The sequence below is a fragment of the Flexivirga sp. G2 genome (genome assembly GCF_055397625.1).
In genome coordinates, this window is the sequence record NZ_AP039675.1 from 2240555 (window position 1) to 2266101 (window position 25547).

A 25547-nucleotide genomic window follows, 5' to 3' on the forward strand; every position below is an offset into this window, starting at 1 on the left:
TCCGCACCGTCATCACCACTCTACGTGATGCGCCCACTCCGGGCGGCGCGACTTGCGGCGAGCGGCTCGCTGCGTGCGCTGCTGCATCTTGAGATTCGATCGGTGCCGTCGCAATTCTGCCGGATCCTGCAGCACCGCAAGGTCATCGACACTGCGCAATTGCTCGTCGAGTTCGCCGATCCTGGCTTCGACGGCCGCCAGTTGTTCCTGCGCGAACGCCAGCTCGGCGCCGAGTAGCTTCAGCGGCGCCCAGAGCCGCCAGAGCCGCCAGCCGACATACGCGGTGCCGAGAACGGCGAGCAGGAACCAGAGCAGCACCCATTGCCACCAGGTCACGGCCGGTATGCCGCCAGGGCCGCTCGTGCTCCGTCGGCGATCTCTGCGCGCAACGAATCCGGCTCGAGCACCCGGGCCGACTCCCCCAACCGCCACATCAGCTGGCGCAACCACCGCAGATCGGCCGTGCGGAAGGTCGCGGTGAGCACACCGTCCGCTCCGCGCTCGACGGTGTCGACCGGGTAGTAGTCGACCACCCATGCCGCGTCCGGCGACAACTCCACGACGGCCGTCAGATCGTCCGGACCCGGCGTGAACAGCCCCGATCCGAGGTCCCGCGGCCGGGCCTCGGTCGGCGGTGTGCCGTCGACGTCGAGGATCTCGACCGAGGCGACCCGGTCGAGCCGGAACAGGCGCACGTCGTTGGCCCGGTGGCACCAACCCTCGAGGTACCAGTTGCCGTCCAGGGACACGACCCGCATCGGGTCGACGTCCCGCTCGGTCGTCTCGTCACGCGACGGAACGACGTAGCGCAGGTGCAGGCGCTTGTGGCCGGCGACTGCTGCTCGCATGGTGGTCAGCGTGTCGGACGGCACCTCGGACTCCAGCGCGATGCGGACCCGGTCGCTGGCTGCGCCGGAGTCGCCGGCCGCCTCGACGAGTTTGGCAAGTGCGCGGTCGACCGCGTCCCGCTCGCCCAGGCCGGGCACCGCCGCGAGCGTCCGCAGGCCGACGATCAGCGCGGTGGCTTCGTCCAGGCCGAGCCGCAGGGGCCGCGCGATCGTCTCCGCATTGCGCAGGAAGACCCGCCCCTCCTCCCACTCGGCCTCGATGAGGTCGTCAGGCATGTGGCCAGGGGTGCCGCAGACGAAGAGCAGCGCCAGGTCGGCCTCCACCTGCTCGGTCGTGACGCCCAGCTCCTGTGCCGCCTCGGCGATGTCGATGCCCTGGCGGTTGACCAGCCACGGCACCATCGTCAGCAGCCGGCTCAGCCGAGCCGTCGCGCTCTCGGGAGTTGCCATCAGACGTCTCCGTTCCGGTCGGTGTTGCGGTCGAGCGCGCCCTGCAGGCGGCATACGACCTGGTCGACCAGCTCGGGCGGTGACACGACACGAACCGCTGGGCCGAAGCCGGCGATCTCGTCCGCGAACGCACCGGGGTCGGTGAAGTCGAGCACGAGGCGGGTGCCGGCATCGTCCGGATCGGCCCGTTTGGCTCGGCGGCGCAGCGTGTTGCCGGCGCCCTCCTGCACGACAACGACCGCCTCGGCCGGCGGCGTGCTCTCGGTGCCGTCGATCATCGCGACGGGGTCGTGATCGGCCGGGACGTCATACGCACCGGGTTTTCCGGCCCGTTTGACCGCGCCATCGATCCGACCGAGCCGGAAGACGCGCGGCGCCTCCCGGTCGAGGTCGAATCCCGTGACGTACCAACGCCCGTGCCAGTTCGCTACGCCCCACGGCTGCAACCGGCGCGGAGCCGAGTCGCCGCCCGCCTTGCGGTAGGCGAAGGTGATCGCCTGACGGCGCAGGACCGCGTCCTTGACGGTGTTGAATGCCGGCTCGGTGGTGCTGACGCGCGGTTCGAGTCCGACCAGCGAGTTGACGTCGCGCTCGACCTCGGCCGCCTCGAGCTTGCGCAACGCCGTCGCCGCCGCCCCGGCGAGGCTGGCCTGCTGCCAGGTCCGACTCGCCAGGCCGAGCACGGCGAACTCGTCCGGCTCGAAGCTCAGCTCCGGCAGGGCGTATTCGCGGCGGTCGATCCGGTAGCCGGTCTCGTCGTCGAAGAAGGCGTCGAGCGGCTCCATCCGCAGCGGTATGCCGAGCTCGCGCAGCTCGTCCTTGTCGCGCTCGAACATCCGGTCAAATGCCTCGTCGGAGGCGGCCTCGCCATACTGCGGGACGGCGTCGCGGATGCGTGTCTTGGCCAGCGGTTGTCGGGTGTAGAGCAGGCAGATCACCAGATTGAGCAACCGCTCGGTCTTGGCGGCGGGTGACGGAGAAGCCATGGACGAAACGCTATCTCATGTCCGGACGGATGTACGACACGTCATACCCTCGGCGCCGGGTCGTCGACGGACAGCGACGGCTCGTCCTCGGCGGACAGGCTGAGCACCGTGCCGGCGACCGCCGGACTCGCACTGACCTTGGCCTCGAGCGCACGCAACCGCTCCGCGACGATGTGCTCCGCACGATCGCCGGTCAGGTCGACGTCGCCGACCAGGTAGACGCGCCGAGGCCCGACGAACTCCAGCCGCAGGTAGGTCACACGGGCGACTTCCGGCAGGGCCAGCAGCGCACGCAACGCCGCACGACGTACCTCGGGCGACACCTCTTCGCCGACCAGGAAACCGACATTGCGCCGGATCAGGATGACGGCCACGACACCTAGCACGCAGCCGACGAGGATCGAGCCGATCGAGTCTGGCGTGGGTGAACCGGTGATCTGGTGCAGACCGAGTCCGCCGCCGGCGAGCACGAGACCGATGAGGGCCGCCGCGTCCTCGGCGAACACCGCGCGCAGTGTCGGATCCGAGGTGGCCAGCACATGCTCCAGCACCTCCCGGTCGTAGTGCGTCGCCTCCCGCCGCGCCTGCCGGACGGACTGCAGGAACGAGATGCCCTCCAGGACGAAGGCGATCGCCAGCACGATGTACCCGATCAGGTAGTCGCTGGCAGCCTCCGGATGGATCAACTCCTGTATGCCGTGCCAGATCGACACGGCGGCACCCGCCACGAAGAGCCCCAGCGCCGCGAAGAGCGACCACACGTAGGCCTCCCGGCCGTAGCCGATCGGGTGTCGTGGGTCGGCCTCCTTGCGCGAGCGCTTGTCGGCGAGCAGCAGGAAGATCTCGTTGCCGGCATCGGCCCATGAATGCGCGGCCTCCGCCACCAGCGACGCGGATGCCGTGATGACGGCGGCGATGGTCTTCGCGATCGCGACCAGGGTGTTGGCGACCAACGCGATGATCACGGTCAGGGTGCTCTCTCCCCCGCCGTCCTCCTCGGTCCTGATGCCGACGTTGAACTCGTCCGGTACGTGTGGGGCGCCCATAGCCGGTCACGCTACAGATCGGACCGGTGTTGTCGTATCCACGCGGCCCTGTTCGTCGCAAGAGTGAGACGACGCCACGGAGGGCGCAGTCACCGGCAGAGGAGATGGCACGCGATGTCCGATTCACCCGCACACCCGCAGTCACACCCGCAGACACGGATCCACCGGATGGCCGACCTGGTCGAGCCGATCGGCTGCGTGACGTTCTCGGAGGTCACGAACGAGCACTTCCTGGCCGTCGGCATGCGCAACTACTGGGACGGCTACTTCGCCGGCCGGGCGGCACCCCTCGGGTTGGCGCCGGCGGAGGTCGTCGATGCGGTGTTCTACAACTTCGCCGAGGGCGAGGTGGCCCGGCACATCCCGTGGGTGTGGGGCAAGGTGACGCCGGCCAAGGCGATCGCCATCCGGGAACGCGGCAGCGCCGCGGCTCTGCGGCAGGCGATCGGTGCACTCGCGGACTCCCCCGGCCTCGCCCGGATCGCGGACCTCGCCACCCGGGCGGCATACAGCGCACCGACCGAGGGTCGCGCCCTGTATGCCGGGCTGCGCACGCTGCCCGCACCCGAGGAAGACCTGATGGCCCGGATCTGGCACGCGGCGACACTGTTGCGCGAACACCGCGGCGACGGACACAACGCCGCGCTGCTCGCCCACGGGATCGGCGGCACCGAGGCGCACGTGCTGCTGGCGATCGGCATGGGAATGCCGCCACGGGAGTTCGGCCGGATCCATCACCTTGCGCCGAGCCGGCTGGACGCGGTGATCGGTGGCCTGCAGGACCGTGGTCTGGTCACCGCGGACGAGCGTTTCACCGACGCCGGTCGCTCGCTGCGGCAGCGTGTCGAGGACCTCACAGACGAGCTGGCGGCACCGGCATACGACGTGCTGACTGCCGCCGAACTCGATGAACTGATCGCCGGTCTCGAGCCGATCGCCGCCGCGCTGTAGACGGTAACGACGAAGGCCCCTGTCGATCGATTGATAGACAGGGGCCTTGCGACGCAACAGCGGTCAGAGACCGAAGGCGCTGCCGGCTCCGGGCTTCTTGGTCGAGACCAGGTCGACGACGAAGATCAGCGTCTCGTTCGGGCCGATCGCACCGCCGGTGCCCTGCTCGCCATACGCCAGGTGCGGCGGGATGGTCAGCTTGCGCCGTCCGCCGGCCTTCATGCCCAGGATGCCCTGGTCCCAGCCCGGGATGACCTGGCCGACGCCGATCTGGAAGTCCAGCGGTGCGCCGCGGTTCCAGGACGCGTCGAACTCCTCGCCGGAGGACCAGGCGACGCCCACGTAGTGCGCCTGGATCTGGTCGCCGGCCTGTGCCTCGGCGCCGTCACCGAGAGTGATGTCCTCGCTGACCAGCTCGGTCGGCGGCTCCGCGCCCGGGAAGTCGATCTCCGGCTTGGTGGTGTTGGGGTCGAAAGGCATGGCTTCCTCGCTTCGTGTGTGGTGTCGGGACGGGTCAGCTGGCGTCGACGATGTCGACGACGAAAACCAGGGTGTCGGTGCCCTTGATGCCACCCTGCGGGTTTCCGGTCTTGCCGTAACCGTCCGACGGCGGAATGACCAGCAGCACGCGGTCGCCGACCTTCTTGCCGACGAGCACCTTGTCCCAACCCGGGATGACCTTGCCCTCGCCGATCGGGAAGCTGGCCGGGACGCCGTAACGACCGGTGTTGCCGGTGGAGTCGAAGACCTTGCCCGCCTTGCCCTTGGTCCAGATGACGCCGGTGTAGAGCGCGGTCAGGGTCTGACCCTTCTTGACCGTCGGGCCGTTGCCGTTGATCAGGTTCGCCGACTCCAGCTTCTTGGGGGCGGCGGTATTCGGCGCGGTGATCGTGGCCGGCTTGGTGGTGCCGTTCCACTTCACGGTCGGCATACCGGACTTGGGTGCGACCGTGCTGCCGGTCGCGATGTTCGGGCGGGCGCTGTTGATCTTCAGGTAGAAGACGATCGAATCCTTGCGCGTGACACTGAGCTGGGAGTTGCCCTCGGAACCGAAGGCCTCCTTCGGCGGGATGGCGATCGTCTCGGTGGTGCCGACCTTCTTGCCCTTGACGGCCTTCACCAGACCCGGGAACTGCGAGGGGTCCTTGAGATACATCGGGCCGGCAGGGTTGGCGAAGGTGTCGGCGAGGGTCTTGCCGGTGCGGCCGTCGACGGCGACGTAGCTGACGTTGGCCAGGTCGGTGTCCTTCACAGCGGCGCCGGTGCCCTGCGACTTCACGGCCACGGTCGTCTCGTTGACCTGGAACGGCTTCTTGCCCAGCGTGATCGCCGGGCTCTTGCCCTTGGGCGTGCTGACCTTCACGGCACTGATCGGCGAGACGTCCTTCGCGGCCACGGTGTATGGCGGCTGCGATGTCGAGCTGCTGGCGGATGCCTTCGAGGACGAACCGGCCTTCGACGACGACGAACCGCTGCCGTTGGAGGAGCTGCTGCCACAACCGGCGAGCAACAGGACGGGCAGGGTGCCGGCGGCAAGCAGGCGGATCGGGATACGGCGCACGTCGAAGAACCTCATCAAGCGTTGGGGATGTGTCGGAACATGTCGAGCGGGCGCCACCCTAACGAAGCCCGCTGTGGACCGGGCATGAGGCAGGGTGCCTCACATTCCGTCGATCAGTCGCTCCACCCGTTGATCGCTGGCGGTGAAGGGATCCTTCACCAGCACGGTGCGCTGAGCCTGGTCGTTGAGCTTCAGGTGCACCCAGTCGACGGTGAAATCGCGTCGTGCCGCCTGGGCGGCCCGGATGAAGTCGCCGCGCAGTTTGGCGCGGGTCGTCTGCGGCGGATAGGTCTTGGCCTCGAACACCTCGACGTCCGAGCACACCCGGGCAGCCTTCCCACGACGCTGCAACAGGTAGAACAGCCCGCGCTCACGGTTGATGTCGTGGTAGGTCAGGTCGAGCTGCAACATGCGCGGATCGTCAAGTGCCAGACCATGTTTCGCGGAGTACTGGTCGAGCAGCTTGTGCTTGATGACCCAGTCGATCTCGGTGTCGACCAGACTCAGGTTGCCGGTCTCGACCGCGGTCAGGGTCCGCTCCCACAGGTCCATGATCCGTTTGGTCAGGTCGTCGGTGAGATTGCGGCTGTCGACATACGACCGTGCTCGCTCGAAGTACTCGGTCTGCATCTGCAGCGCGGAGAGCTCGCGTCCGTTCGCCAGGCGGACCAGCGCCTGGCCGGTGAGATCGTGACTGATCTCCCGGATGGCGCGGATCGGGTTCTCCAGGGTGAGGTCGCGCATCGAGACGCCGTCCTCGATCATCCGCAGCACCAGGTGCGCGGAGCCGAGCTTGAGCATCGTGGTCGTCTCGCTCATGTTGCTGTCGCCGACGATGACATGCAGCCGGCGGAAGCGCTCGGCATCGGCGTGCGGCTCGTCCCGCGTGTTGATGATCGGCCGGGACCGGGTGGTGGCGCTGCTGACGCCCTCCCAGATGTGGTCGGCGCGCTGGCTGACGCAGAAGGTCGGCTTGTGGCCGAGCATCGCGATCTTGCCGGCGCCGCACGTGATCTGTCGGCTGACCAGGAACGGGATCAGGATGTCCGAGATCTGCTGGAACTCACCCGCCCGCCCGATCAGGTAGTTCTCGTGGCAGCCGTAGGAGTTGCCGGCCGAGTCGGTGTTGTTCTTGAAGACGAAGATCTTGCCGTCGACGCCTTCGTCGGCCAGCCGTGCCTGGGCCTCCTCGACGAGGCCCTCGATGATGCGCTCGCCCGCCTTGTCGTGGATGACGGCCTCGCGCACGTCGTCGCACTCGGGCGTCGCGTATTCGGGATGGCTGCCGACATCCAGGTAGAGCCGGGAGCCGTTGCCGAGGAAGACGTTGGACGAGCGACCCCACGAGACGACCTTGCGGAACAGGTAGCGCGCAACCTCGTCCGGCGTCAGCCGGCGTTGCCCGTCGAACGTGCAGGTGACGCCGTATTCGTTCTCGATGCCGAAGATCCTGCGCTCCATGAGGCTTATCCTGCCCTGCCAAGAGCGTCAGCAAGCTGCCGCCATGCCAGCGCAGCCCAAGCTTGCTGTGCTTGATCAAAACCCATGTACCGACCCTAACCGTCGATGTCGTGCCAGCGGGGACCGTTCCGTATGCCGACTGCCGTGCCGCCGGTCAGCGCGGCGATGTGCGCGTCGAGCGCGTCCGGATCGGTGGTCGTGAGATGCAGTGTCGCGACCTCCGTGTAATCGGTCCCGGCGACGTCGACGCCGCGTGCGCGCAGCTCCGCCTCGATGCGCCCGGCGTCCGCGTGCGGCACGGCCACGTCTACCGCTTCGCGTTCCTCCCGTATGACGAACCGGGCATCCCGCAGTGCCGCGTCGACCGCGCCGCCATACGCCCTCGTCAGGCCGCCGGTGCCGAGCAGCGTGCCGCCGAACCAGCGCGTGACCACCGCGACCACGTCGGAGAGCCCGGCACCGCCCAGCGCGGCCAGGATGGGCGCACCCGCAGTGCCGGACGGCTCGCCGTCGTCGTTGCTGCGCTGCAGCCTGCCGTCAGGCCCGAGCACGAACGCGCTGCAGTGGTGGCGGGCATCACGATGCTCAGCTCGGATCTCGGCGATGACGGCGCGTGCGGCGTCCTCGGACTCGACCCGTCGCACGTCGGCCAGGAACCGTGACCGACTGACCTCGAGCTCGCCCACGCAGCGGCGCGTGATCGTCCGGTAGGTCGTGGTCGAGCTCATGGTCGCCGAGCCTAGCTCGCGAAAATCGTTCTACGAGAGCGCCATTCCCGGCACGCGCTGCCGGATCTCCTCCATCTCGGCCTCGTCGGACACGCCCTGCCAGTCATACCGCGGGGTGTATGGCGCTTCCAGCGCTCGCACGTCCGCATCGCTGAGCTCGATCTCCAGCGAGGCCACCGCCTGGTCGGTCTGCTCGGTCGAGCCGGCGCCGACGAGAGGAGCGGTCACCACGGACTGACGCCGCAGCCAGGCGAGGGCGATCTGGGCACGTGTCGCGCCGTGCCGCTCGGCGACCTGCCCGACGGCGTCGATGATGGCGCGGTTCGACTCCTCCTCGGCCGGCGAGTAGAGCAGGTCGGCGAACGCGCCGTCGGTCTCGGACCGGGTCGTCGCCCTCGCGTCGTCCCAGGCGCGGGCGAGCCGCCCACGCGCGAGCGGCGACCAGACGATCGTGCCGACGCCTTCGTCGAGGCACAGCGGGATCATCTCGCGCTCCTCCTCGCGAGCCAACAGGTTGTAGTGGTCCTGCATCGAGACGAAGCGTGCCCATCCGTGCCGCTCCTGCAGGTGCAGCGCCTTCGCGAACTCCCAGGCGTGCATGGACGACGCACCGAGGTAGCGGACCTTGCCGGCCTTGACGACGTCGTGCAGCGCTTCCAGCGCCTCCTCCCACGGCGTCGAGTGGTCGTTGCGGTGGATCTGGTAGAGGTCGATGTAGTCGGTCCCGAGCCGACGCAGCGAATGGTCGACCTCGGTCATGATGGCCTTGCGCGAGAGGCCGCGACCGTTGGGGCCCAGGCGCATCGGGTGCCGCAGCTTGGTCGCGATGACCACCGCGTCGCGGTCGGCGTAGTCGTGCAGAGCGCGACCGAGGATCTCCTCGCTCGACCCGTTGGAGTACATGTTCGCGGTGTCGAAGAAGTTGATGCCGGCGTCCAAGGCGTGCTTGATGAGCGGGCGCGCATCGCTCTCGGTCTTGGACCAGACGGGGTGGCCGCGGTCCGGCTCGCCATACGTCATGGCGCCGATCGCGATCGGTGACACGTCGAGTCCCGTCGTGCCCAGCTTGATGTACTGCATGATGCTCCTCTAACGTAGGTGGAGAGTTCTCCATTTACTTTACCGGAGAGCTCTCCACTTAGCAAAGGGGTGATCTTCTGTGGTCCGTTCCGACGCCCGCGAGAACCGCGCGCGCATCGTTGCGGCAGCGCGCGACGCATTCGCGAAAGACGCTGCCGCGTCGATGAATCAGGTCGCCCAGCAGGCAGGGGTGGGTGCCGGGACGCTCTACCGGAACTTCCCCACCCGCGAGGACCTCGTCCTCGCCGTCTACCAGGACGAGGTCGACCGACTGGTCGGCTCCGTGGCGAGCCTGCTCGAGCGGCTCTCCCCCGTCGACGCCCTGCGCGCCTGGACCCTAGACCTGGTCACGGCCATGCGACGCAAGCACGGCCTCGGCGACGCGCTGACACCGAGCGCGCACAAGTCGGTGACCGAGAGCAGCTACGGCCCGGTCCTCGGTGCCATTGAGACCCTGCTCGACGCCGGCGCGTCGTCCGGAGACATCCGAGCCGACGCGAACCCGGCCGACTTCCTTCAGTTGACCGCTGCACTCTGGCGCGCTCCGACAGAACCCGAGGACCGAGCGCCACACATCCTCGACCTGATCCTGGACGGGCTCGCGCCCCGACGCTGATCGCTGCCCACGGCAGCGAGGCATTGCCAGTACCCGGGCCGACGTGGTCGGCTGACGGCATGCGACTTCTGGTGCTCGGTGGAACGGCATGGCTCGGCGGCGAGATCGTTCGGGCTGCATTGCAACAGGGCCACGAGGTGGTCTGTATGGCGCGCGGCGACCGGCCCGCCCCGGACGGAGCGACACTCGTCGCCGCGGATCGCGATGATCCACAGTCCTATTCAGCCCTCGACGGGTCCTTCGACGCCGCCATCGACGTGACGATGGTTCCGGCCCATGCCACGGGCGCGGTCACCGCACTCCGCGACCGGGTCACCCGCTTGGCGCTGGTGTCGACCTGCTCGGTCTACGCACAGGACGACCTACCCGGCCAGGACGAGTCCGCGCCGCTGCTCGAGCCGTACGACGGACCGTTCGTGGCCGAGAAGTACGGCGAGTGCAAGGTCGCCTGCGAGCAGGCCGTGCTCACGGCGTACGGCGACAAGGCGCTCATCGCACGTCCGGGCCTGATCACCGGACCGGGCGACCACAGTGACCGAACGGGCTACTGGCCGTTGCGTTTTGCGCACCCGGTGACGGATGACGGGGCGGTTCTGGTGCCGGACGCTCCAGATGCGTCGGTGCAGTTGATCGACGCACGCGACCTCGCACGTTGGCTCGTCGACGCCTCCGACCGCGGCACGGGTGGCGTCTTCAACACCACTACCGAGCACATCGCCCTCGGTGACTATCTCGCCATGGCGCGCGAGATCGCCGGCCACGACGGCGAACTCGTCACGGTCGATCAGCAGTGGATCACCGAGCACAGGATCGAGCCATGGGCCGGTGAGCGCAGCCTGCCGCTCTGGCTTCCGCAGCCCGAATACGCAGGGTTCGCAACGCGATCGGTCACCGCAGCACGCGCGGCCGGGCTGCAGACGCGCTCCTGGGAGGACTCCATCCGCGACACCCTCAGCTGGGAGCTGCAGGCCGGCCCCGGGCGCACCCGACGGGCCGGCCTCTCCCCCGACGACGAACGTGCGCTGATCGCCGACGCACGCTGACCGATCAGGCCAAGGACGACACCCACGCCTGGTGCAGGGCGGCATACCGGCCGTCGCCGGCGCCGATCAGCTCCGCCGGACTGCCGTCCTCCAGCACCTGACCGTGCTCGAGGACAAGCACCCGGTCGGCGACCTCGACGGTCGACAGCCGGTGCGCGATGATCAGCGCGGTCCGGTCGGCGAGCACTGTCTCGAGGGCACGCTGGACCAGTCGTTCGCTCGGGATGTCCAGGGACGAGGTCGCCTCGTCCAGGATCAGCACCGCAGGGTCGGCGAGGAACGCCCGGGCGAACGCGATCAGTTGCCGCTGGCCGGCGGACAGGCGACCGCCTCGTTTGGCGACGTCCGTGTCGTAACCGTCCGGCAGCTTCTCGATGAACTGATCCGCGCCGACAGCCTCGGCGGCCGCCCGGATCTCCTCCTCGGTCGCGGTCGGCTTGCCGAAGCGGATGTTGTCGGCGACCGACCCCTCGAACATGAAGTTCTCCTGGGTCACCATCACCACGTGCCGACGCAGCTGCGGCTGATCCACGTCGCGCAGGTCCGTCCCGTCCAGCCGGACGTCGCCCGACGTCGGGTCGTAGAACCGGGCCATCAGCTTGGCGATCGTCGTCTTGCCGGCGCCCGTGGTGCCCACGAGTGCCACCGTCTGCCCGGCGGGTATGTCGAGGGTCAGCCCCGGCAGGACCGGCCGTCCTTCGACGTACTCGAAGCGCACGTCCTCGAACTGCATTCTCCCGTGGACGGTTTCGAGCTGCTTGGGCTGCTCCGGGTCCTTGATCCCGGGTGGTGTGGCGATGACACCGGCGACCTTCTCCAGCGCTGACGACGCCGACTGGAACGTGTTGAAGAACTGGGTGATGTCCTGCATCGGCTCGAAGAACATCCGCAGGTAGAGCAGGAACGCCGTGAGCACACCGACCGTCATGTGGCCGTGCAGGACGCGCCAGCCGCCATACAGCAGGACGATGCTGGTCATGATGTTGCCGATCAGCTTGACCGACGGCATGAAGATGGCGACCAGCTGGAACGTCTTCTCGTTGATCGCGCGATAGCGCTCGGCGACCTCCTCGAAGATCTCCTGGTTGCGCGGCTCGCGACGGTAGGCCTGCACCGCCTTGATGCCGGTCATCGTCTCGACGAACTGCACGATGACCAGCGCTGCGCTCTCGCGGACCTCCCGGTAGGTCTTGCTGGACGCGCTGCGGAACCAGGCCGACAGCGCCACCAGCACCGGGAAACTGATCAGGCAGATCAGACCCAGCTCGACATCGAGCGTGATCAACAGGATCGCCGTGCCGACCAGGGTCAGGACTGCGGTCACCAGACTGTCGAAGCCGTTCTCCAGCATGTCCTGGATGGCCTCGACGTCGTTCGTCGAGCGGCTGACGACGCGACCCGAGGTGTACTTGTCATGGAATGACACGTCCAGTCGCTGGAAGTGCCGGAAGATACGGCGCCGCAGCTCCAGCAGCGCGAGCTCACCGATCGTGCCGGACTGCCGCAGGAAGAACATGCGGGTGACGGCCTGGACCGCAACAACGGCGCACAGGACGCCGATGATGATCAGCAGGACGTGCGCGTCTCCGCTGCGGGTGATCGGCGGGACACCGTGGTCGATGCCGAGCTGGACGAGTCGAGGCACCGACAGTCGAGCGAGGTTCTCCAGGACGACGAAGATGCACAGGACGGCGACCATCTTCTTGTATGGCGCCAGCAGCGATCCCAGGAGTTGACGCGCCTCCCGCTTCATCGGCTTGGACTCGTCGATCGGCAGATCGCTGTCGTTGTCGGACATCATCCGACCCCGCCAGCGCTCCTCCTCCTGGGGAGCCTGCTCGGGGTTCTTCGTCGAGGTCTCTGTCGCAGTGCTCATCGGCGTGCCTCCCGTGCCGGGCTGTGCAGGGATCCGAAATCGTCGTCGCGAGAGGCGTGTTCGGAACTCTCCGCGATCTCCGCGTCCTCGCGCGCGCAGCGTCGTTCGTCGTCGGTGCACCAGGTGGGATCGTGCTCGGCGCCGTCGTCGAGCTCGTCATCGGCCGCCAACAGGTAGCGATATCGGGGCACGCTGGCCAGCAGTTGAGCGTGCGTGCCGACGTGGGTGATGGTGCCGTGGTCCAGCAGCGCGACGCGGTCGGCGAGCAGCACGGTGGACGCCCGGTGGGCGACCACCAGGCCGGTGACCTCGTGCAGCACGCGGCGCAGCGCCTCCTCGACGAGCGCCTCGGTGTGCACGTCCAGCGCCGAGAGGGTGTCGTCCAGGACAAGCACCTTGGGGTGCGTGAGCACCGCCCGTGCGAGCGACAGCCGCTGCCGTTGACCACCGGACAGGCTCATGCCCTGCTCGCCGATCCGGGTGTCCATCCCGAACGGCAGGTCGTGCACGAAATGCGCCTGGGCGACGTCGATCGCCTCGGCGATCTCCTCGTCCGTCGCGCCGGGCCGGCCCAGCGTGAGGTTCTCGCGCACCGACAGCGAGAACAGCGTCGGATCCTCGAAAGCGGTTGCCACCGTCGACCGCAACGCCGGCAGACTCAGGTGGCGTATGTCGGTCCCATCGACCTCGATCCGGCCCTCCGTCACGTCATACAGCCGTGGGATCAGGCCGGTGAGGACGGACTTGCCCGAACCGGTCGCGCCGACGAGGGCGATCGTCTCCCCCGGCTCGAGGTCCAGATTGACGTGTCGCAGCGTCCACCCGGCGTCACCGTCCTCCGCGTCGGGGAACTTGAACCCGACGTCGATCAGGCGCAACGCTCCACCGCTGGACACCCGGTCGATCGGACCGTCCGTGATGTCCGGCTCGGAGTCGAAGATCTCTGCAACACGATCGGCGGCGGTCATCGCCTCCTGCGACATCGACAGCAGGAAGCCCAGCGACGAGATCGGCCAGACCAGCGACAGCATCATGGTGATGAAGGCGACCAGGGTTCCCAGGCTGATCCGGCCGGAGCCGGTCGCTGCGGCACCCAGACCGAGCACCACGATCAGGGTCAGGTTGGGGATGACCTCCAGCAGCGTCCAGAAGCTGGCCTGCAGGCGCACCTTGCGGACCTGGATGTCGAACAGGTCGGTGGCCTGCTCGTCGAACCGCTCGTAGATGTAGTCCTCGCGGCCGAAGGACTTGATGACCCGCAGACCCAGCGCGGCCTCTTCGACGTTGGTCGCGACGACGCCGGTCTGGTCCTGCGCCATCCGGGACAGCTTGGTGAACTTGCGCTGGTTGTGCAGCACGGTCGCCGCGATCGGCACGATCGAGATCACGACCACCACGCCGAGCGGCCAGTAGAGCGCCAGCAGGATCAGCGTGACGACCACGATCTGCAGCGAGTTGAGGATCAGCATCACGATCCCGAAGCTGAGCAGCCGGCGGATCATGCTGAGGTCGTTCATGATTCGCGACAGCAACTGGCCGGACTGCCAACGCCCGTGGAACGACATCGGCAGCACCTGCAGGCGTGCGTACATCTCTTTGCGGATGTCGCGCTCGATGCCCATCGTCGCTCTGGCGACCAGCCAGCGACGGCCGAACCACAGGATGGCTTCTGCCATACCGACCGCGAGGGCGACGGTGCCGAGCACCCACAGGCCGTGTTGGTCGTGGTGGCTCACCGGTCCGTCGATGACGGCCTTGGTCATCAGCGGTATGACGATCGTCGCGGCCAGGCTGCCGAGCGAGAACAGCAACATGCTGATCCAGCGGGCCCGGTAGGGCTTCACGTAGGGCGCCAGCCGCAGCAGACTCGTCGTCCGACGGTGCCGCTCCGGTGGTGGATTGATGCTGGGTACGGAACGCAGGCCCGCGGATGCGGGGCGCGAACTCTCGGAACTCGCGAAATTCTCGGAGGGAACGACTGCCGGCGGCGGCTGATGGGTCATCGTGAGGTGTTGACTCCTGGGTGAGTGACGGCGGCGAAGCACACCTCAGCCTCGACGTTCAACCGCACTTGAAGTCAAGGCGTGACGAGCAACTCGACGATCACCGGACAGAGCACGGCCGGGCGAAGAACCTGGGATGTCTATTGATCATGTCACGACCCACTGACAACGGCATCCCGATATCGGAGTCGCTACACCTCGGGCTCGTCGTCGACGCGGTGCGTGTCGTGAGCACCGCGCTGGTCCTCCGTGTGCGGCACGTCCTCGGTCGGGTCGTCCGGGCTGAGCAGTGCCTCCAGCAGCGAACCGCCGATGCGCCGGAACTTGCGGCGTTCGCGGGCGCGGTCCAGGACGGCGACCTCGAGCTGATCGGCTGCGAGAGTACGGGCATCGCCACCGTTGGGGTCTTCCCCCAGCACCGCGACGGCGAGGCGGAGCACCGTGCCGAGGTCCATGCCCGACTCCCAGCGCTCCTGGAGGGCGCTGTTGATGTGCTCGGACGCCCCGCCCATCGCGACGAAGCCGTGCTCGTCGCCGACCGACCCGTCGTAGGTGAGCCGGTAGATCTGGTCCTCGGCCGGGTCGTCGTCGACCTGGGCCACCACGATCTCGACCTCGTAGGGCTTGGACTCCTGGGTGAAGACCGTGCCGAGCGTCTGGGCGTAGGCGTTCGCCAGACCCCGCGCGGTGACGTCGGAGCGGTCGTAGGAGTAGCCACGCAGGTCGGCGTAACGGATGCCGGCGACACGCAGGTTCTCGAACTCGTTGTACTTGCCGACGGCCGCGAACGCTATCCGGTCGTAGATCTCCGACACCTTGTGCAACGCGCGGCTGGGGTTCTCCCCCACGAACGCGATGCCACCGTCATACGCCAGGACAACGACGGACCGGCCGCGGGCAATTCCCTTGCGTGCGTAGTCCGCCCGGTCCTTCATCAGCTGCTCGGGTGAAACGTAGAACGGCATGCTCATCAGCGAGTACCTCCGATCTCGCGGCGGTCGGCGAGGACCTCTTCGACCACCGCTGCCAACGCGTCGTCGTTCACGAACCGAGTGCCCTCTGCATCGACCACTGCGACCGTCGGCCAGATGCGCCGACCGAGGTCGGGCCCGCCGGTGGCGGAGTCGTCGTCGGCAGCGTCGTACAGCGCCTCGATCGTGACGCGCACTGCCTCGTCGCGGGTCAGCCCACGACGCCACAGCTTCTTCAACGCGCCGCGCGCGAACAGCGAGCCGGAGCCGACCGAATGGAAGTCGTGCTCCTCGTAACAGCCACCGGTGACGTCGTAGGAGAAGATCCGGCCGTTCTCGCGATCGAGGTCGTAGCCGGCGAAGAGCGGCACGACCGACAGGCCCTGCATGGCCATCCCGAGATTGCCGCGGATCATCGTCGCCAGCCGGTTGGCCTTGCCGACCAGGGACAGGCGGGTGCCCTCGATCTTCTCGTAGTGCTCGAGCTCGACCTGGAAGAGCCGGACCATCTCGATGGCCGTACCGGCCGTGCCGGCGATGCCGACAGCCGAATAGTCATCGGCCGCAAAGACCTTCAGCATCTCGTTGTTGGCGATGAGATTGCCCATCGTGGCGCGTCGGTCACCGGCGAGCAGCACGCCGTCGGCATAGGCGATCGCGACGATCGTCGTGCCGTGCGGTGCCTCCACCGCAGCCGACGGCAGCGTGCGCGAGCCCGGCACCAGGTCGGGCGCGTGTCCGGCGAGGAACTCGGTGAACGAGGAGGAGCCGGTTTGCAGGTATGACGCGGGGAGCTTGTTGGACGAGCTCATTCGCCGCCCTTTTGCACGAAACCGCGGACGAACTCCTCGGAGTTGGCCTCGAGCACACCGTCGATCTCGTCCAGGACACTGTCGATGTCGTCGTCCAGCTCCTGCTTCGCCGGCGCGGCAACGGGTGCCGGCTCCGGGGCGTCGTCGGCCGGGTCGGCGTCGCGGCGTTGCGGATTCTTGTGTTCCTGCGTGGCCATGGCGGTGTCCTTTCATCGACTGACGCGATCTTCTGCGCCTCTGCCTCAACCCTACGTGTGGCAGCCCGTATGACGCGACGGCGCGCCAGCCCGGACTCAGTCGATCCGCGGTGGCTCGGTGGCAAGCAGCCGCAGCAGGTCGTCAGCCGAATCCGCACGGTCCAGCAGCGCACCGACGTGTGCCTTCGTTCCGCGTCCGGGCTCCAGCATCGGCACGCGTTGCAGGCTGGGCTGCGAGGGCACGTCGAAGATGACCGAATCCCAGGACGCGGCGGCGACCTCCCGCGGGAAGCGGGCCAGACAGGTGCCGCGGAAGAACGCCCGGGTGTCGGTCGGTGGTTCAGCGACAGCCCGCTGCACCGTGGCGTCGTCGACGAGCTGCTCGAAGCGACCGGCTGCCAGCAATCGGTTGAACAGCCCCTTGTCGGAGCGCACGTCCGACCACTGGATGTCGATCGCGCGCAACCGGTGATCGGACCAGGACAGTCCGTCGCGCGCGCGGTAGCTCTCCAGCGTCTTCAGCTTCGCCACCCAGTCGACCTCACGAGCCGCCTCCATCGGATCGCGCTCGAGCTTGGTCAGCACCTGTTCCCAGCGCTGCATGACCTCGGCGGTGTCCTCGTCGAGCTCCCCGCCATACCTCTGACTCAGCCAGGCGTCGGCGAGTTCGTAGTAGCTCCAGAGCAATTGGACGCCGGTCAGCGTCCGCCGGCCGGCGACCTCGACGGTCGTGCGCAGGGTCGGATCGTGCGACAGCCGCTGCAGCGACTCGACCGGTTTGTCGACCGTCAGATCCTGGGTGATGAAGCCGTCCTCGATCATGCCCAGCACCAGGCTGGTCGTGCCGAGCTTGAGCAGATTGGTCACGTCACAGTGGTTGGCGTCGCCGAGGATGACGTGCAGCCGCCGATAGCGGTCGGCGACGGCATGCGGCTCGTCCCGTGTGTTGATGATCGGCCGCTTCAGGGTCGTCTCCAGCCCGACTTCGACCTCGAAGAAGTCGGATCGCTGGGCGAGCTGGAAGCCGGGCTTGCCCGACTCGACACCGATCCCGACGCGACCCGAACCGCACATGATCTGCCGGGCGACGAAGAACGGGATGAGGTGCCGCACGATCTCCGAGAACGGGGTGGCGCGGCTCATCAGGTAGTTCTCGTGCGTGCCGTACGACGCACCCTTGCCGTCGGTGTTGTTCTTGTAGAGGTTCACGCCCGGCCTGCCCGGTCCGGACAGCAGGCGGACCGCCTCCCGCATGACCGACTCACCGGCGCGGTCCCAGGCGATGGCGTCGCGCGGTGTCGTCACCTCCGGCGAGCTGTACTCCGGGTGGGCGTGGTCGACGTACAGCCGTGCACCATTGGTGAGCACGACGTTGGCGAGGGTCGGATCCTCCTCGTCGGTGAGCTGGCTGGCGTCGGCGTTCGCCCGGGCCATGTCGAAGCCGCGGGCGTCGCGCAGCGGCGCTTCGTCCTCGTAGTCCCAGCCGGCCCGAGCGGCCCGCATGCCCACCTGTGTCGCGTATGCCGTGACGACGCGCCCGGACAGCACCATCGGGTTCGCCGCGGGCTCCCCCGGAACGGAGATGCCGTACTCGGTCTCGATGCCCATGATGCGGCGCACAGTCATGTTCCGACCTTAAGGTGCGCTCAATCGCTCTGCGAAGATGGCTGACGTGACCACACTTCCCGCTCCCAGAACTCTCGATCCGATGGACGCGCCGGTCCTGCGCTGGGGCATCCTCGCCCCCGGTGGCATCGCCACGTCGTTCGCGAAGGCCCTGCAGGCCGGCACCGGGCAGCAGATCGTCGCGTGTGGCTCGCGCAACCTGCAGCGAGCACGCGAGTTCGCTTCGCAGTTCGGCGGATTCACCGCGCACGGTTCCTACGAGGAGCTGGTGGCCGACCCGAACGTCGACGTCGTCTACGTCGCCTCGCCGCACTCCGCGCACCGTGAGCACGCGCTGTTGGCGCTGCGCGCCGGCAAGCCGGTCCTCGTCGAGAAGGCCTTCGCCCGCAACACCACCGAAGCCACCGAGGTCATCGACGAGGCGCGCAGCCGCGGGCTCTTCTGCATGGAGGCGATGTGGTCACGTTTCCTGCCGCGGTACGACGTCGTGCGGCAAGCCGTCGCCGATGGCCTGCTCGGGCGCCTTGACACCGTCGTCGCCGACCACGGGCAACTGCTCTACCCGGACGGTCCGCAACGACTGGCCGACCCCGCGCTCGCCGGCGGCGCCCTGCTGGATCTGGGGATCTACCCGATCTCCCTCGCGGCGATGCTGCTGGACGGAGACCTCGAGGTGAACGCCACCGGCATCCTGACCCCGGAAGGAGTGGACCGCAGTGAGACCGTCGTGCTGACCGGGAACGACGCCGTCGCCACCTGCGTCACCACGATGGCCGCCCAGACCGCGAACACCGCTGTCATCACAGGCGATTCGGCACGTCTGGAGCTGCCGGGGTGGTTCTACCAGCCAGGACCGGTACGGCTGGTCGGGCCGGACGACACGGTGCTCGACACCTACGAACCTGCCGCTACCGAGCACGGGTTGCATTTCGAGGCCGTCGAAGCGGCTCGCCGGATCAGTGCCGGTGACGTCGAATCGCCGTTGATGACGTGGGACGAGACCCTGCGCATCATGCGGCTGATGGACGAGGTCCGAGCCCAGCTCGGGGTGCACTACCCCGGCGAGACCGCGTGAGGTCACGAGCCGCCGTCGCCCTGGGCGTCGACGCGTTGGTGGTGCTCGTCTTCGCGGGCATCGGCCGCGCGTCGCACCACGAGAGCAACCCGGTGGTGGACTCGCTGCAGACCGGCTGGCCGTTCCTCGCGGGTGCGGCTGTCGGTTGGCTCGTCGTGCGCCTCGCGTCCGGTCGTCTCCCGCTCTCCGTACGCACCGGCTGGCCGGTCTGGCTCTGCGCCGTCGCGGTCGGCATGGTGCTCCGTCGGCTGACCGGGGACGGCACCGCGTTCGCCTTCATCGTGGTCGCAACGATCTTTCTCGGGATCTTCCTACTCGGCTGGCGGTTCGCCGCACAGCTCTGGCAACGAAGGGCGCAGGTATGACGACGAACTGGTCGGGGACCTATGACTATCGCGCGACACGGCGTGAGCGGCCGGCGACGATCGACGAGTTGCAGCAACTCGTCGCAGACGCACCGGCCGTGAAGATCGCCGGCTCCGGACACAGCTTCAACGGCATCGCAGACAGCGAATCCGGCTGGCAGCTGGACATTTCCGGGCTGGTGCAGCCTCCAGTCGTCGACACCGAGAGCGGCACGGTCACGGTCAGTGGCGGGATGAAGTACGGCGATCTGGTGCCGGCACTGGCTGCTTCGCGACGGGCGCTGCCCAACCTCGCCTCACTCCCCCACATCACTGTCGCCGGCAGTGTCGCGACCGGCACGCACGGTTCCGGGGTCGGACAGCCCGGGCTCGCATCTGCCGTGCAGGCCGTCGAAATCCTCACTGCGGACGGCGAATTGCGCTGGCTCGATTCCTCCGACAGCCATTTCGACGGAGTGGTGGTCTCACTCGGAGCGCTCGGTGTCGTCACTCGCCTGCGACTGTCGACCGTGCCGGACTACACCGTCCGGCAGGACGCGTTCGTCGGGATGAGCTGGGGCGAGCTGGTCGCGCGCATCAACGACGTGCTGGCTGCGTCATACAGCGTGAGTGTGTTCGGTCGCTGGGTCGGCGCCGGCCCGGATCACATCGTGCTGAAGTCGGTCGTGGACGGGGATCGCGCACAACCGTCCCTGCCGGGTGCGAGTTGGACACCGGAGACGCTGCATCCGTTGCAGGCTGCAGGGGCGACCGCCGACGCGGTGACCGAGCAGGGTGGTGTCGCCGGGGGCTGGGCCGATCGCCTTCCACACTTCCGGCTCGGCTTCACCCCGAGTGCGGGTGCGGAGATCCAGTCCGAGTTCTTCGTCGCCGCGGAGGACGCCGGCCGCGCGATCGAAGCGCTCCTGGCGGTCGGGGACGCCATCGCCCCGCAATTGCTCGTGTCCGAAATCCGTGCGATAGCAGCGGAATCCCAGTGGCTCAGCCCGGCATACGGTCGAGCCTCGGTGGCGTTCCACTTCACCTGGAAACCGGACGTCACAGCCGTGCACCGGGCGGTCGGGATCGTCGAGCAGGCATTGGCGGATCTCGCGCCACGGCCGCACTGGGGCAAAGTGTTCACCTACCCCGGTCGCCTCGACACGGCGTACGACCGGCTGGACGATTTCGACGATCTCCGGCGGTTGTTCGACCCGCACGGGAAGTTCCGGAACGAGTTCGTCGACCGCCACGTGGCGCGCGCCTGAGACCGGCACGCGCCACGCGGTGAGGACGTGGGTCAGCGCGTGGCGAGCACGCGTCGCACGAAATCGTCGGACCGCAATCGCAGCCCGTCGATCCGCCGCTCGATGAGGGCGATGCGATCCTCCTCGGCACCGCTGCCCACCTCGGTCAGCGTCGGCCGCCGGCGAACGTTCGCATTGCAGCCGAAGTCGCTGCAGATGAGGGTTCCGATGCCGTCGCCCTTGCGGCCGGGTGCGCCGGCACGGCGGGCGACATACATCGTGACGTCGTCCTCGACGACGACGTCCTGACACCAGGCGCAGAGCGCCCGACGTCGCGGGCCGGTGCGCGTGGTCGTCGTGAAGCGGACGCCCACCGGTGTGTCGTCGATCTCGATGACGACGTAGCCGGCGTTGTCCTTCTTCCGGTCCCGCCAGCCCAGGAAGTCCGTGTCCTCCCAGGAGATCGTGGACAAGTCGGGAAGGGTGGCGTCGCGGACCTCGCGGCGCGAGGCATTGACGAACGAGCCGCGGATGGCGGCCTCGGTCAGGGAAAGCATGGTGGAGTGGTCCTTCGATCGGTGTGATCGCGGCAGCAGCACCGAGGCTGCGTATGCCGCAGGGCATGGCAAGGCACCGATCCGGCGGGACATTGGTCCCGTCCTGAACCGGGCAGGTCAGCTGTGTGCTGAACAGGCCATGCGGCCGACCCCACTTCCGGCGGCCGTGGGCCGCCACCATCAGATCCGACGCACGGGTCATGTACGCCGTCGGCCACCGTCTCACAGAGCCCGGGGTGGACGCACCCCGTTTTCAACGGCGGCCGTGAGCCGGGGGGGGGGCGATTAACCTTGACCAAGTCTTTGAATTCGCGACCTACTGCCCGGTAGGTGATCTGTGCCACTGTGCTTCAGGTGTCCCCTCACCGCGAAACATCGGCAGAACCTCCCCACCACGGGATCAGCAGACGGCGATTCGTCGGCTATCTGGTCGCCGGCGCAACCCTGACGGTCGCGGCGGATCTGCGCCTCGGCACACCGGCCGAGGCAGCCATACCCTCTCCCCCGCAGATCGCCGCGCTGTTCGATCTGGAGGACCTGGAGACCACCGCCGGCCTGGCGACCTCGGGACTGATCACGGTCACGATCAATGGCGACGGCACGGCGAGCTTCGCCCTGCCGCGAGCAGAGGTCGGTCAGGGCATCACCACGTCGACCGCGATGATCCTCGCCGAGGAACTCGATCTGCCGGTGGAGAAGGTGCACGTCTCGCTGGCTCCGGCCCGCCCCGAACTGCTCTTCAATCAGCTGACCGGCGGCTCGAACTCCACCGTGTCGACGTACACGCCGATCCGGGTCGCAGCATCGATCGCCAAGGGTGAGCTGCTGAAGGCAGCAGCCCTCGAACTCGATTGCGCCGTCGACCAGTTGACCGCCAAGCTCGGCGTTATCACCGGGCCGAACGGCCGCTCCGTCACCTACGGCCGGCTCGCCACGAAGGCCGCCAGCAGTACGACGCGCGCGACGAAGACCGCGTTGAAGGCACGGTCGTCGTTTTCCGTCGTGGGCACACCGCGCAACCGGGTGGACGCGCGCGACATCGTCACCGGCACGAAGAAGTTCACGATGGACCTGCAGGTCCCGGATGCCCTCCCGACGATGCTGTGTCGGGCGCCCGGTCTCAACGGGAAGCCTGCCGAGCTGAAGAACGAGGGCGCGATCCGGGGGATGCCGGGCGTCACGGACGTCGCAGTCGTGGACGCCGGTATCGCCATACGCGCCAGGACGTTCGGTCAGTGCATCGACGCCGTACGGGCCGTCGAGGCCGAGTTCGGCGACAGCGCCGTCGGATCCGCCGACGACGAGTCCGTCCTGGCGGAACTGCGCAAGGCCGAGGTTCCCCTGGTCGTACCCAAGCTGCCGCTGCTCGGCCTGCAGGTCGACACGAACTTCGAGTTCATGTTCCGCTCCAGTGCCGCGCTGGAGACCAACTGCGCGATCGCCGACGTCCGGGACGATCGCGCGACCATCTGGTCCGGTCTGAAGTCGCCGATCGTCGCGCAGGGCAAGATCGCCGAGGCTCTCGGCCTGCCGGTCGACAAGGTGACGGTCAACGTGGTGACGGGCGGAGGATCGTTCGGGCACAAGCTGTTCCACGACGCGGCTCTCGAGGCAGCCCTGGTGTCCCGGGCCATGGGCAAGCCGGTGAAGCTGATGTGGCACCGCGTCGACGAGCCGCGGCAGGGCCGTATGCATCCGATGGCGACCTCCCGCTGCCGTGCGACCATGCTCGGCGATCAGGTCCTCACCTTCGAGCAGCGGCACACCAGCGTCAGCACCGATTTCAGCCATGGTCTCGGTGAGATGCTGATCGCCACGGCCGCGGATCTGCCGACCGGGCTGGGCGGGGTGGCCCTTTCGCAGAGCATCTTCCTGCTGACCCAGGACCTGCCCTACAACTTCGGCGTCGTCACCCAGCTGCTGGACGAGACGGACACCCGCTTCAACACCGGCTCCATGCGGTCCATCTACTCGCAGGACGTCGCCTGCGCCAGCGAACTCACCGTCGACCTGATGGCGCGGAAGGCGCGGAAGGACCCGCTCGAGTTCCGGCTCGCCAACATCAAGTACCCCGAGGTGAAGGCGGTCCTGCAGAAGGTCGCCGAGGTCGGCAACTGGGGACGCCCGATGGCACCTGGTACGGCGCAAGGGATTGCGGTGCACCGCGAATACAAAGGCGCGACAGCCTTTCTCGTCGAGATCGACTGCCGTCCGGCGACCGTCAACCGGAAGATCCCGAACGGCGTCGCCGGTCCGCGGGTGACCAAGGTCGTCGTTGCTGCCGACGCCGGTCTCGTCATCAACCCACGGGGTGTCGAGGCGCAGCTGATGGGAGCGGCGTCCGACGGCATCGGCCTGGCGCTGACGAACAGCGCACATCTCAAGGACGGTCACTTCCTCGAGGCGAGCTGGGACAACTACTTCTACACCCGCGAGTGGAACGCGCCGTTCGAGTTCGAGTGCGTCATCCTGCCGTCGTCGTCCGACCAGCCTGGCGGCGTTGGTGAAGCCGGAGTTCCGGCGTCGTTCGCCGCCGTTGCCTGTGCGTATGCCCGGGCGACCGGGACCACGCCGACGCGCTTCCCGATCAACCACGACACGCTCTCGTTCGACGTCAAGCCCTACGTCCCGTCTCTGCCGGAATCGCCCACCGACGGCCTGTCACACACCTACTGATCGGAATCCTGATGTCGACACACACATTCATCCTCAACGGCGAACAGGTCAGCGTCGACGTCGAGGATGACGTGCGCCTGCTGTGGGTCCTGCGCGACGTGCTCAAGGTGACCGGTCCGAAGTACGGCTGCGGGATCAACGTCTGCAAGGCCTGCACGTCGCACATCAACGGCAAGGCGTTCAACCCGTGCTCGGTGCAGGTCAAGGACGTCAAGTCCACGGACGAGATCACGACCATCGAGGGCCTGGCGGACACGACGGAGGGCGCGGACCTGCACCCCATGCAGGAGGCCTGGCTCGACGAGGACGTGGCGCAGTGCGGCTACTGCCAGCCGGGTCAGATCATGGCCGCCGTGGCACTGGTCAAGAAGGTGCAGGCGGAAGGCCGCGCCATCACCGACGACGATCTCGACAGCATTCGCAATGTATGTCGGTGTGGCACCTATTTCCGGATCCGGAAGGCGATCCGGGCGGGCGCCGCACGCATGTGATGCGGCACCCGCCGGCCCCGCTCAGTGCCCGAGGAAAGCGAGCAGCAGCTCGTTGACCTCGGCGAAGTGCGTCCACAGCAGGCCGTGCGGCGCTCCCTCGATCTCGTGGTACTCGGCCTCCGGCAGCGCCTTGGCGAAACGGCGACCGGTGGCGTCGATCGGCAGGATGTTGTCCGCCGTGCCGTGGACGATCAGCGTCGGCACATCGATCTTCGGAATGTCCTGACGGAAGTCGGTCAACCAGGTGGGTTGCGCTGCCACCGAGGCGAACGGCGAGGCGTTGTAGGCAAGTTGCTCATTGGCGCGCAGCGCCTCGGCGCTCAGTCGATTGCCCAGGTGGTCGGCGGTGTTGAAGAAGTTCTCGAAGAACGAGGTGAAGAACGCGTAGCGATCCTGCGTCGCCGCCTCGCTGAGGCCGTCGAAGACCTCCTGCGGCACGCCTTCGGGGTTGTCGTCGGTCTGCAGGAGGAACGGCTCGAGTGACCCGAGGAAGACCGCCTTGGCGACCCGATCCGATCCGAATCGGGACAGGTAGCGTGCGACTTCGCCGGTGCCCATGGAGAAACCGACCAGCACGGCATCGTGCAGGTCGAGTTCGTCGAGCAGCGCGGCAAGGTCTGCGGCGAAGGTGTCGTAGTCGTATCCGGTGGTGACCTTGGAACTCTTCCCGAACCCACGCCGGTCGTACGTGACGACGCGGTGGCCGGCGGCCAGCAGGGCGGCCGTCTGCTTCTCCCAGGAGGATCCGTCGAGCGGATAGCCGTGGATCAGCACAACGGGCTGTCCGCTGCCGTGGTCCTCGTAGTACAGCTCGATCGGTGTGGAGTTCTCGGTGCCGACGGTGATCGTGCTCATCGCTGTGCGATCCCTTCAAGAGTGGAGAACGCACGTTCTCATGCGTC

At 67.8% G+C, this 25547-nt stretch carries 25 protein-coding genes; 8 read left to right on the plus strand and 17 right to left on the minus strand.

Translation table 11 applies throughout. The annotated features are described in order from the left end of the window. Nucleotides 1-12 precede the first annotated feature (12 nt). From ACZ50J_RS10860 to ACZ50J_RS10875, 4 genes are read right to left on the minus strand one after another with little or no spacing between them, the layout of a single operon-like run. Nucleotides 13-336, minus strand: a complete 324-nt coding sequence (locus ACZ50J_RS10860) for a hypothetical protein (RefSeq protein WP_464301289.1) — start codon at nt 334-336, stop codon at nt 13-15. After that, nucleotides 333-1298: a helix-turn-helix transcriptional regulator gene (locus ACZ50J_RS10865; RefSeq protein ID WP_464301290.1), complete on the minus strand. Its 966-nt coding sequence runs from the start codon at nt 1296-1298 to the stop codon at nt 333-335. The genes ACZ50J_RS10860 and ACZ50J_RS10865 overlap by 4 nt, the downstream gene beginning before the upstream one ends. After that, nucleotides 1298-2284 carry a helix-turn-helix transcriptional regulator gene (locus ACZ50J_RS10870; RefSeq protein WP_464301291.1) on the minus strand — a complete coding sequence of 329 codons (987 nt, stop codon included), beginning with the start codon at nt 2282-2284 and terminating at the stop codon, nt 1298-1300. Before ACZ50J_RS10870 ends, ACZ50J_RS10865 begins: the two co-directional genes overlap by 1 nt. A 41-nt stretch (nt 2285-2325) precedes the next feature. Then, nucleotides 2326-3330 carry a cation diffusion facilitator family transporter gene (locus ACZ50J_RS10875; protein ID WP_464301292.1) on the minus strand — a complete coding sequence of 335 codons (1005 nt, stop codon included), beginning with the start codon at nt 3328-3330 and terminating at the stop codon, nt 2326-2328. Nucleotides 3331-3444: 114 nt separating this feature from the next. On the opposite strand from ACZ50J_RS10875, the gene ACZ50J_RS10880 reads away from it, so the two are divergent. Next, entirely contained in the window at nt 3445-4281 is an 837-nt protein-coding gene (locus ACZ50J_RS10880; RefSeq protein WP_464301293.1) for a MarR family winged helix-turn-helix transcriptional regulator, read from the plus strand. Between the two features lie 63 nt (nt 4282-4344). On the opposite strand, the gene ACZ50J_RS10885 is transcribed toward ACZ50J_RS10880, so the two are convergent. From ACZ50J_RS10885 to ACZ50J_RS10905, 5 genes are all read right to left on the minus strand, one after another. Further along, complete coding sequence (locus ACZ50J_RS10885; RefSeq protein ID WP_464301294.1) at nt 4345-4761, minus strand: FKBP-type peptidyl-prolyl cis-trans isomerase; 417 nt, start codon at nt 4759-4761, stop codon at nt 4345-4347. 34 nt (nt 4762-4795) lie between these two features. After that, nucleotides 4796-5842 carry an FKBP-type peptidyl-prolyl cis-trans isomerase gene (locus ACZ50J_RS10890; protein WP_464301295.1) on the minus strand — a complete coding sequence of 349 codons (1047 nt, stop codon included), beginning with the start codon at nt 5840-5842 and terminating at the stop codon, nt 4796-4798. Nucleotides 5843-5941: 99 nt separating this feature from the next. Continuing rightward, nucleotides 5942-7303, minus strand: coding sequence for a Pup--protein ligase (pafA, locus tag ACZ50J_RS10895; RefSeq protein ID WP_464301296.1), 1362 nt, complete (start codon nt 7301-7303; stop codon nt 5942-5944). Nucleotides 7304-7398: 95 nt separating this feature from the next. After that, nucleotides 7399-8031: an IMPACT family protein gene (locus ACZ50J_RS10900; protein WP_464297246.1), complete on the minus strand. Its 633-nt coding sequence runs from the start codon at nt 8029-8031 to the stop codon at nt 7399-7401. A 30-nt stretch (nt 8032-8061) separates the two neighbouring features. Then, the gene (locus ACZ50J_RS10905) at nt 8062-9111 is read right to left on the minus strand and encodes an aldo/keto reductase (RefSeq protein ID WP_464297247.1); all 1050 of its coding nucleotides are present in this window, start codon (nt 9109-9111) and stop codon (nt 8062-8064) included. A 79-nt stretch (nt 9112-9190) separates the two neighbouring features. Here ACZ50J_RS10905 and ACZ50J_RS10910 point away from each other — a divergent pair, with 79 nt between their 5' ends. Together ACZ50J_RS10910 and ACZ50J_RS10915 are read left to right on the plus strand one after the other, a co-directional pair. Then, nucleotides 9191-9727 carry a TetR/AcrR family transcriptional regulator gene (locus ACZ50J_RS10910; RefSeq protein WP_464297248.1) on the plus strand — a complete coding sequence of 179 codons (537 nt, stop codon included), beginning with the start codon at nt 9191-9193 and terminating at the stop codon, nt 9725-9727. Nucleotides 9728-9786: 59 nt separating this feature from the next. Beyond that, nucleotides 9787-10770, plus strand: a complete 984-nt coding sequence (locus tag ACZ50J_RS10915) for an NAD-dependent epimerase/dehydratase family protein (RefSeq protein WP_464297249.1) — start codon at nt 9787-9789, stop codon at nt 10768-10770. Between the two features lie 4 nt (nt 10771-10774). Here the strand turns inward: ACZ50J_RS10915 and ACZ50J_RS10920 are convergent, their stop codons facing one another. The 6 genes from ACZ50J_RS10920 to dop all read right to left on the minus strand — a co-directional run bounded on the left by ACZ50J_RS10920 (nt 10775) and on the right by dop (nt 18255). After that, nucleotides 10775-12646, minus strand: a complete 1872-nt coding sequence (locus ACZ50J_RS10920) for an ABC transporter ATP-binding protein (RefSeq protein WP_464297250.1) — start codon at nt 12644-12646, stop codon at nt 10775-10777. Then, nucleotides 12643-14649, minus strand: coding sequence for an ABC transporter ATP-binding protein (locus ACZ50J_RS10925; protein ID WP_464297251.1), 2007 nt, complete (start codon nt 14647-14649; stop codon nt 12643-12645). The genes ACZ50J_RS10920 and ACZ50J_RS10925 overlap by 4 nt, the downstream gene beginning before the upstream one ends. Before the next feature lie 191 nt (nt 14650-14840). Next, nucleotides 14841-15620: a proteasome subunit alpha gene (gene prcA, locus ACZ50J_RS10930; protein ID WP_464297252.1), complete on the minus strand. Its 780-nt coding sequence runs from the start codon at nt 15618-15620 to the stop codon at nt 14841-14843. Continuing rightward, complete coding sequence (prcB, locus tag ACZ50J_RS10935; RefSeq protein ID WP_464297253.1) at nt 15620-16432, minus strand: proteasome subunit beta; 813 nt, start codon at nt 16430-16432, stop codon at nt 15620-15622. The genes prcA and prcB overlap by 1 nt, the downstream gene beginning before the upstream one ends. After that, nucleotides 16429-16629, minus strand: coding sequence for a ubiquitin-like protein Pup (locus ACZ50J_RS10940; RefSeq protein WP_464297254.1), 201 nt, complete (start codon nt 16627-16629; stop codon nt 16429-16431). The genes prcB and ACZ50J_RS10940 overlap by 4 nt, the downstream gene beginning before the upstream one ends. 96 nt (nt 16630-16725) lie before the next feature. After that, nucleotides 16726-18255, minus strand: coding sequence for a depupylase/deamidase Dop (gene dop / locus ACZ50J_RS10945; RefSeq protein WP_464297255.1), 1530 nt, complete (start codon nt 18253-18255; stop codon nt 16726-16728). A 46-nt stretch (nt 18256-18301) separates the two neighbouring features. Here dop and ACZ50J_RS10950 point away from each other — a divergent pair, with 46 nt between their 5' ends. From ACZ50J_RS10950 to ACZ50J_RS10960, 3 genes are read left to right on the plus strand one after another with little or no spacing between them, the layout of a single operon-like run. After that, a complete protein-coding gene (locus tag ACZ50J_RS10950; protein ID WP_464297256.1) occupies nt 18302-19330 on the plus strand; it encodes a Gfo/Idh/MocA family protein in 1029 nt (342 codons plus the stop codon). Then, nucleotides 19327-19695, plus strand: a complete 369-nt coding sequence (locus tag ACZ50J_RS10955) for a DUF3054 domain-containing protein (protein WP_464297257.1) — start codon at nt 19327-19329, stop codon at nt 19693-19695. Before ACZ50J_RS10950 ends, ACZ50J_RS10955 begins: the two co-directional genes overlap by 4 nt. After that, on the plus strand, nt 19692-20942 hold the full coding sequence (locus ACZ50J_RS10960) for an FAD-binding protein (RefSeq protein WP_464297258.1): 1251 nt from the start codon (nt 19692-19694) through the stop codon (nt 20940-20942). The genes ACZ50J_RS10955 and ACZ50J_RS10960 overlap by 4 nt, the downstream gene beginning before the upstream one ends. 32 nt (nt 20943-20974) lie before the next feature. Here ACZ50J_RS10960 and ACZ50J_RS10965 read toward each other — a convergent pair whose 3' ends face one another. After that, nucleotides 20975-21478: an FBP domain-containing protein gene (locus tag ACZ50J_RS10965; protein ID WP_464297259.1), complete on the minus strand. Its 504-nt coding sequence runs from the start codon at nt 21476-21478 to the stop codon at nt 20975-20977. Nucleotides 21479-21832: 354 nt separating this feature from the next. Here ACZ50J_RS10965 and ACZ50J_RS10970 point away from each other — a divergent pair, with 354 nt between their 5' ends. Together ACZ50J_RS10970 and ACZ50J_RS10975 are read left to right on the plus strand one after the other, a co-directional pair. Then, nucleotides 21833-24154 carry a molybdopterin cofactor-binding domain-containing protein gene (locus ACZ50J_RS10970; RefSeq protein ID WP_464297260.1) on the plus strand — a complete coding sequence of 774 codons (2322 nt, stop codon included), beginning with the start codon at nt 21833-21835 and terminating at the stop codon, nt 24152-24154. 11 nt (nt 24155-24165) lie between these two features. Next, the gene (locus tag ACZ50J_RS10975) at nt 24166-24645 is read left to right on the plus strand and encodes a (2Fe-2S)-binding protein (protein WP_464297261.1); all 480 of its coding nucleotides are present in this window, start codon (nt 24166-24168) and stop codon (nt 24643-24645) included. A gap of 21 nt (nt 24646-24666) precedes the next feature. Here ACZ50J_RS10975 and ACZ50J_RS10980 read toward each other — a convergent pair whose 3' ends face one another. Further along, entirely contained in the window at nt 24667-25500 is an 834-nt protein-coding gene (locus tag ACZ50J_RS10980) for an alpha/beta fold hydrolase (protein ID WP_464297262.1), read from the minus strand. Between the last annotated feature and the right edge of the window lie 47 nt (nt 25501-25547).

Coding starts and splice junctions, on each gene's coding strand:
- ACZ50J_RS10865 (WP_464301290.1), bottom strand. CDS start 1,298: ATGGCAACTCCCGAGAGCGCGACGGCTCGGCTGAGCCGGCTGCTGACG.
- ACZ50J_RS10870 (WP_464301291.1), bottom strand. CDS start 2,284: ATGGCTTCTCCGTCACCCGCCGCCAAGACCGAGCGGTTGCTCAATCTG.
- ACZ50J_RS10875 (WP_464301292.1), bottom strand. CDS start 3,330: ATGGGCGCCCCACACGTACCGGACGAGTTCAACGTCGGCATCAGGACC.
- ACZ50J_RS10880 (WP_464301293.1), top strand. CDS start 3,445: ATGTCCGATTCACCCGCACACCCGCAGTCACACCCGCAGACACGGATC.
- ACZ50J_RS10885 (WP_464301294.1), bottom strand. CDS start 4,761: ATGCCTTTCGACCCCAACACCACCAAGCCGGAGATCGACTTCCCGGGC.
- pafA (WP_464301296.1), bottom strand. CDS start 7,303: ATGGAGCGCAGGATCTTCGGCATCGAGAACGAATACGGCGTCACCTGC.
- ACZ50J_RS10900 (WP_464297246.1), bottom strand. CDS start 8,031: ATGAGCTCGACCACGACCTACCGGACGATCACGCGCCGCTGCGTGGGC.
- ACZ50J_RS10905 (WP_464297247.1), bottom strand. CDS start 9,111: ATGCAGTACATCAAGCTGGGCACGACGGGACTCGACGTGTCACCGATC.
- ACZ50J_RS10915 (WP_464297249.1), top strand. CDS start 9,787: ATGCGACTTCTGGTGCTCGGTGGAACGGCATGGCTCGGCGGCGAGATC.
- ACZ50J_RS10920 (WP_464297250.1), bottom strand. CDS start 12,646: ATGAGCACTGCGACAGAGACCTCGACGAAGAACCCCGAGCAGGCTCCC.
- ACZ50J_RS10925 (WP_464297251.1), bottom strand. CDS start 14,649: ATGACCCATCAGCCGCCGCCGGCAGTCGTTCCCTCCGAGAATTTCGCG.
- prcA (WP_464297252.1), bottom strand. CDS start 15,620: ATGAGCATGCCGTTCTACGTTTCACCCGAGCAGCTGATGAAGGACCGG.
- prcB (WP_464297253.1), bottom strand. CDS start 16,432: ATGAGCTCGTCCAACAAGCTCCCCGCGTCATACCTGCAAACCGGCTCC.
- ACZ50J_RS10940 (WP_464297254.1), bottom strand. CDS start 16,629: ATGGCCACGCAGGAACACAAGAATCCGCAACGCCGCGACGCCGACCCG.
- dop (WP_464297255.1), bottom strand. CDS start 18,255: ATGACTGTGCGCCGCATCATGGGCATCGAGACCGAGTACGGCATCTCC.
- ACZ50J_RS10960 (WP_464297258.1), top strand. CDS start 19,692: ATGACGACGAACTGGTCGGGGACCTATGACTATCGCGCGACACGGCGT.
- ACZ50J_RS10965 (WP_464297259.1), bottom strand. CDS start 21,478: ATGCTTTCCCTGACCGAGGCCGCCATCCGCGGCTCGTTCGTCAATGCC.
- ACZ50J_RS10975 (WP_464297261.1), top strand. CDS start 24,166: ATGTCGACACACACATTCATCCTCAACGGCGAACAGGTCAGCGTCGAC.
- ACZ50J_RS10980 (WP_464297262.1), bottom strand. CDS start 25,500: ATGAGCACGATCACCGTCGGCACCGAGAACTCCACACCGATCGAGCTG.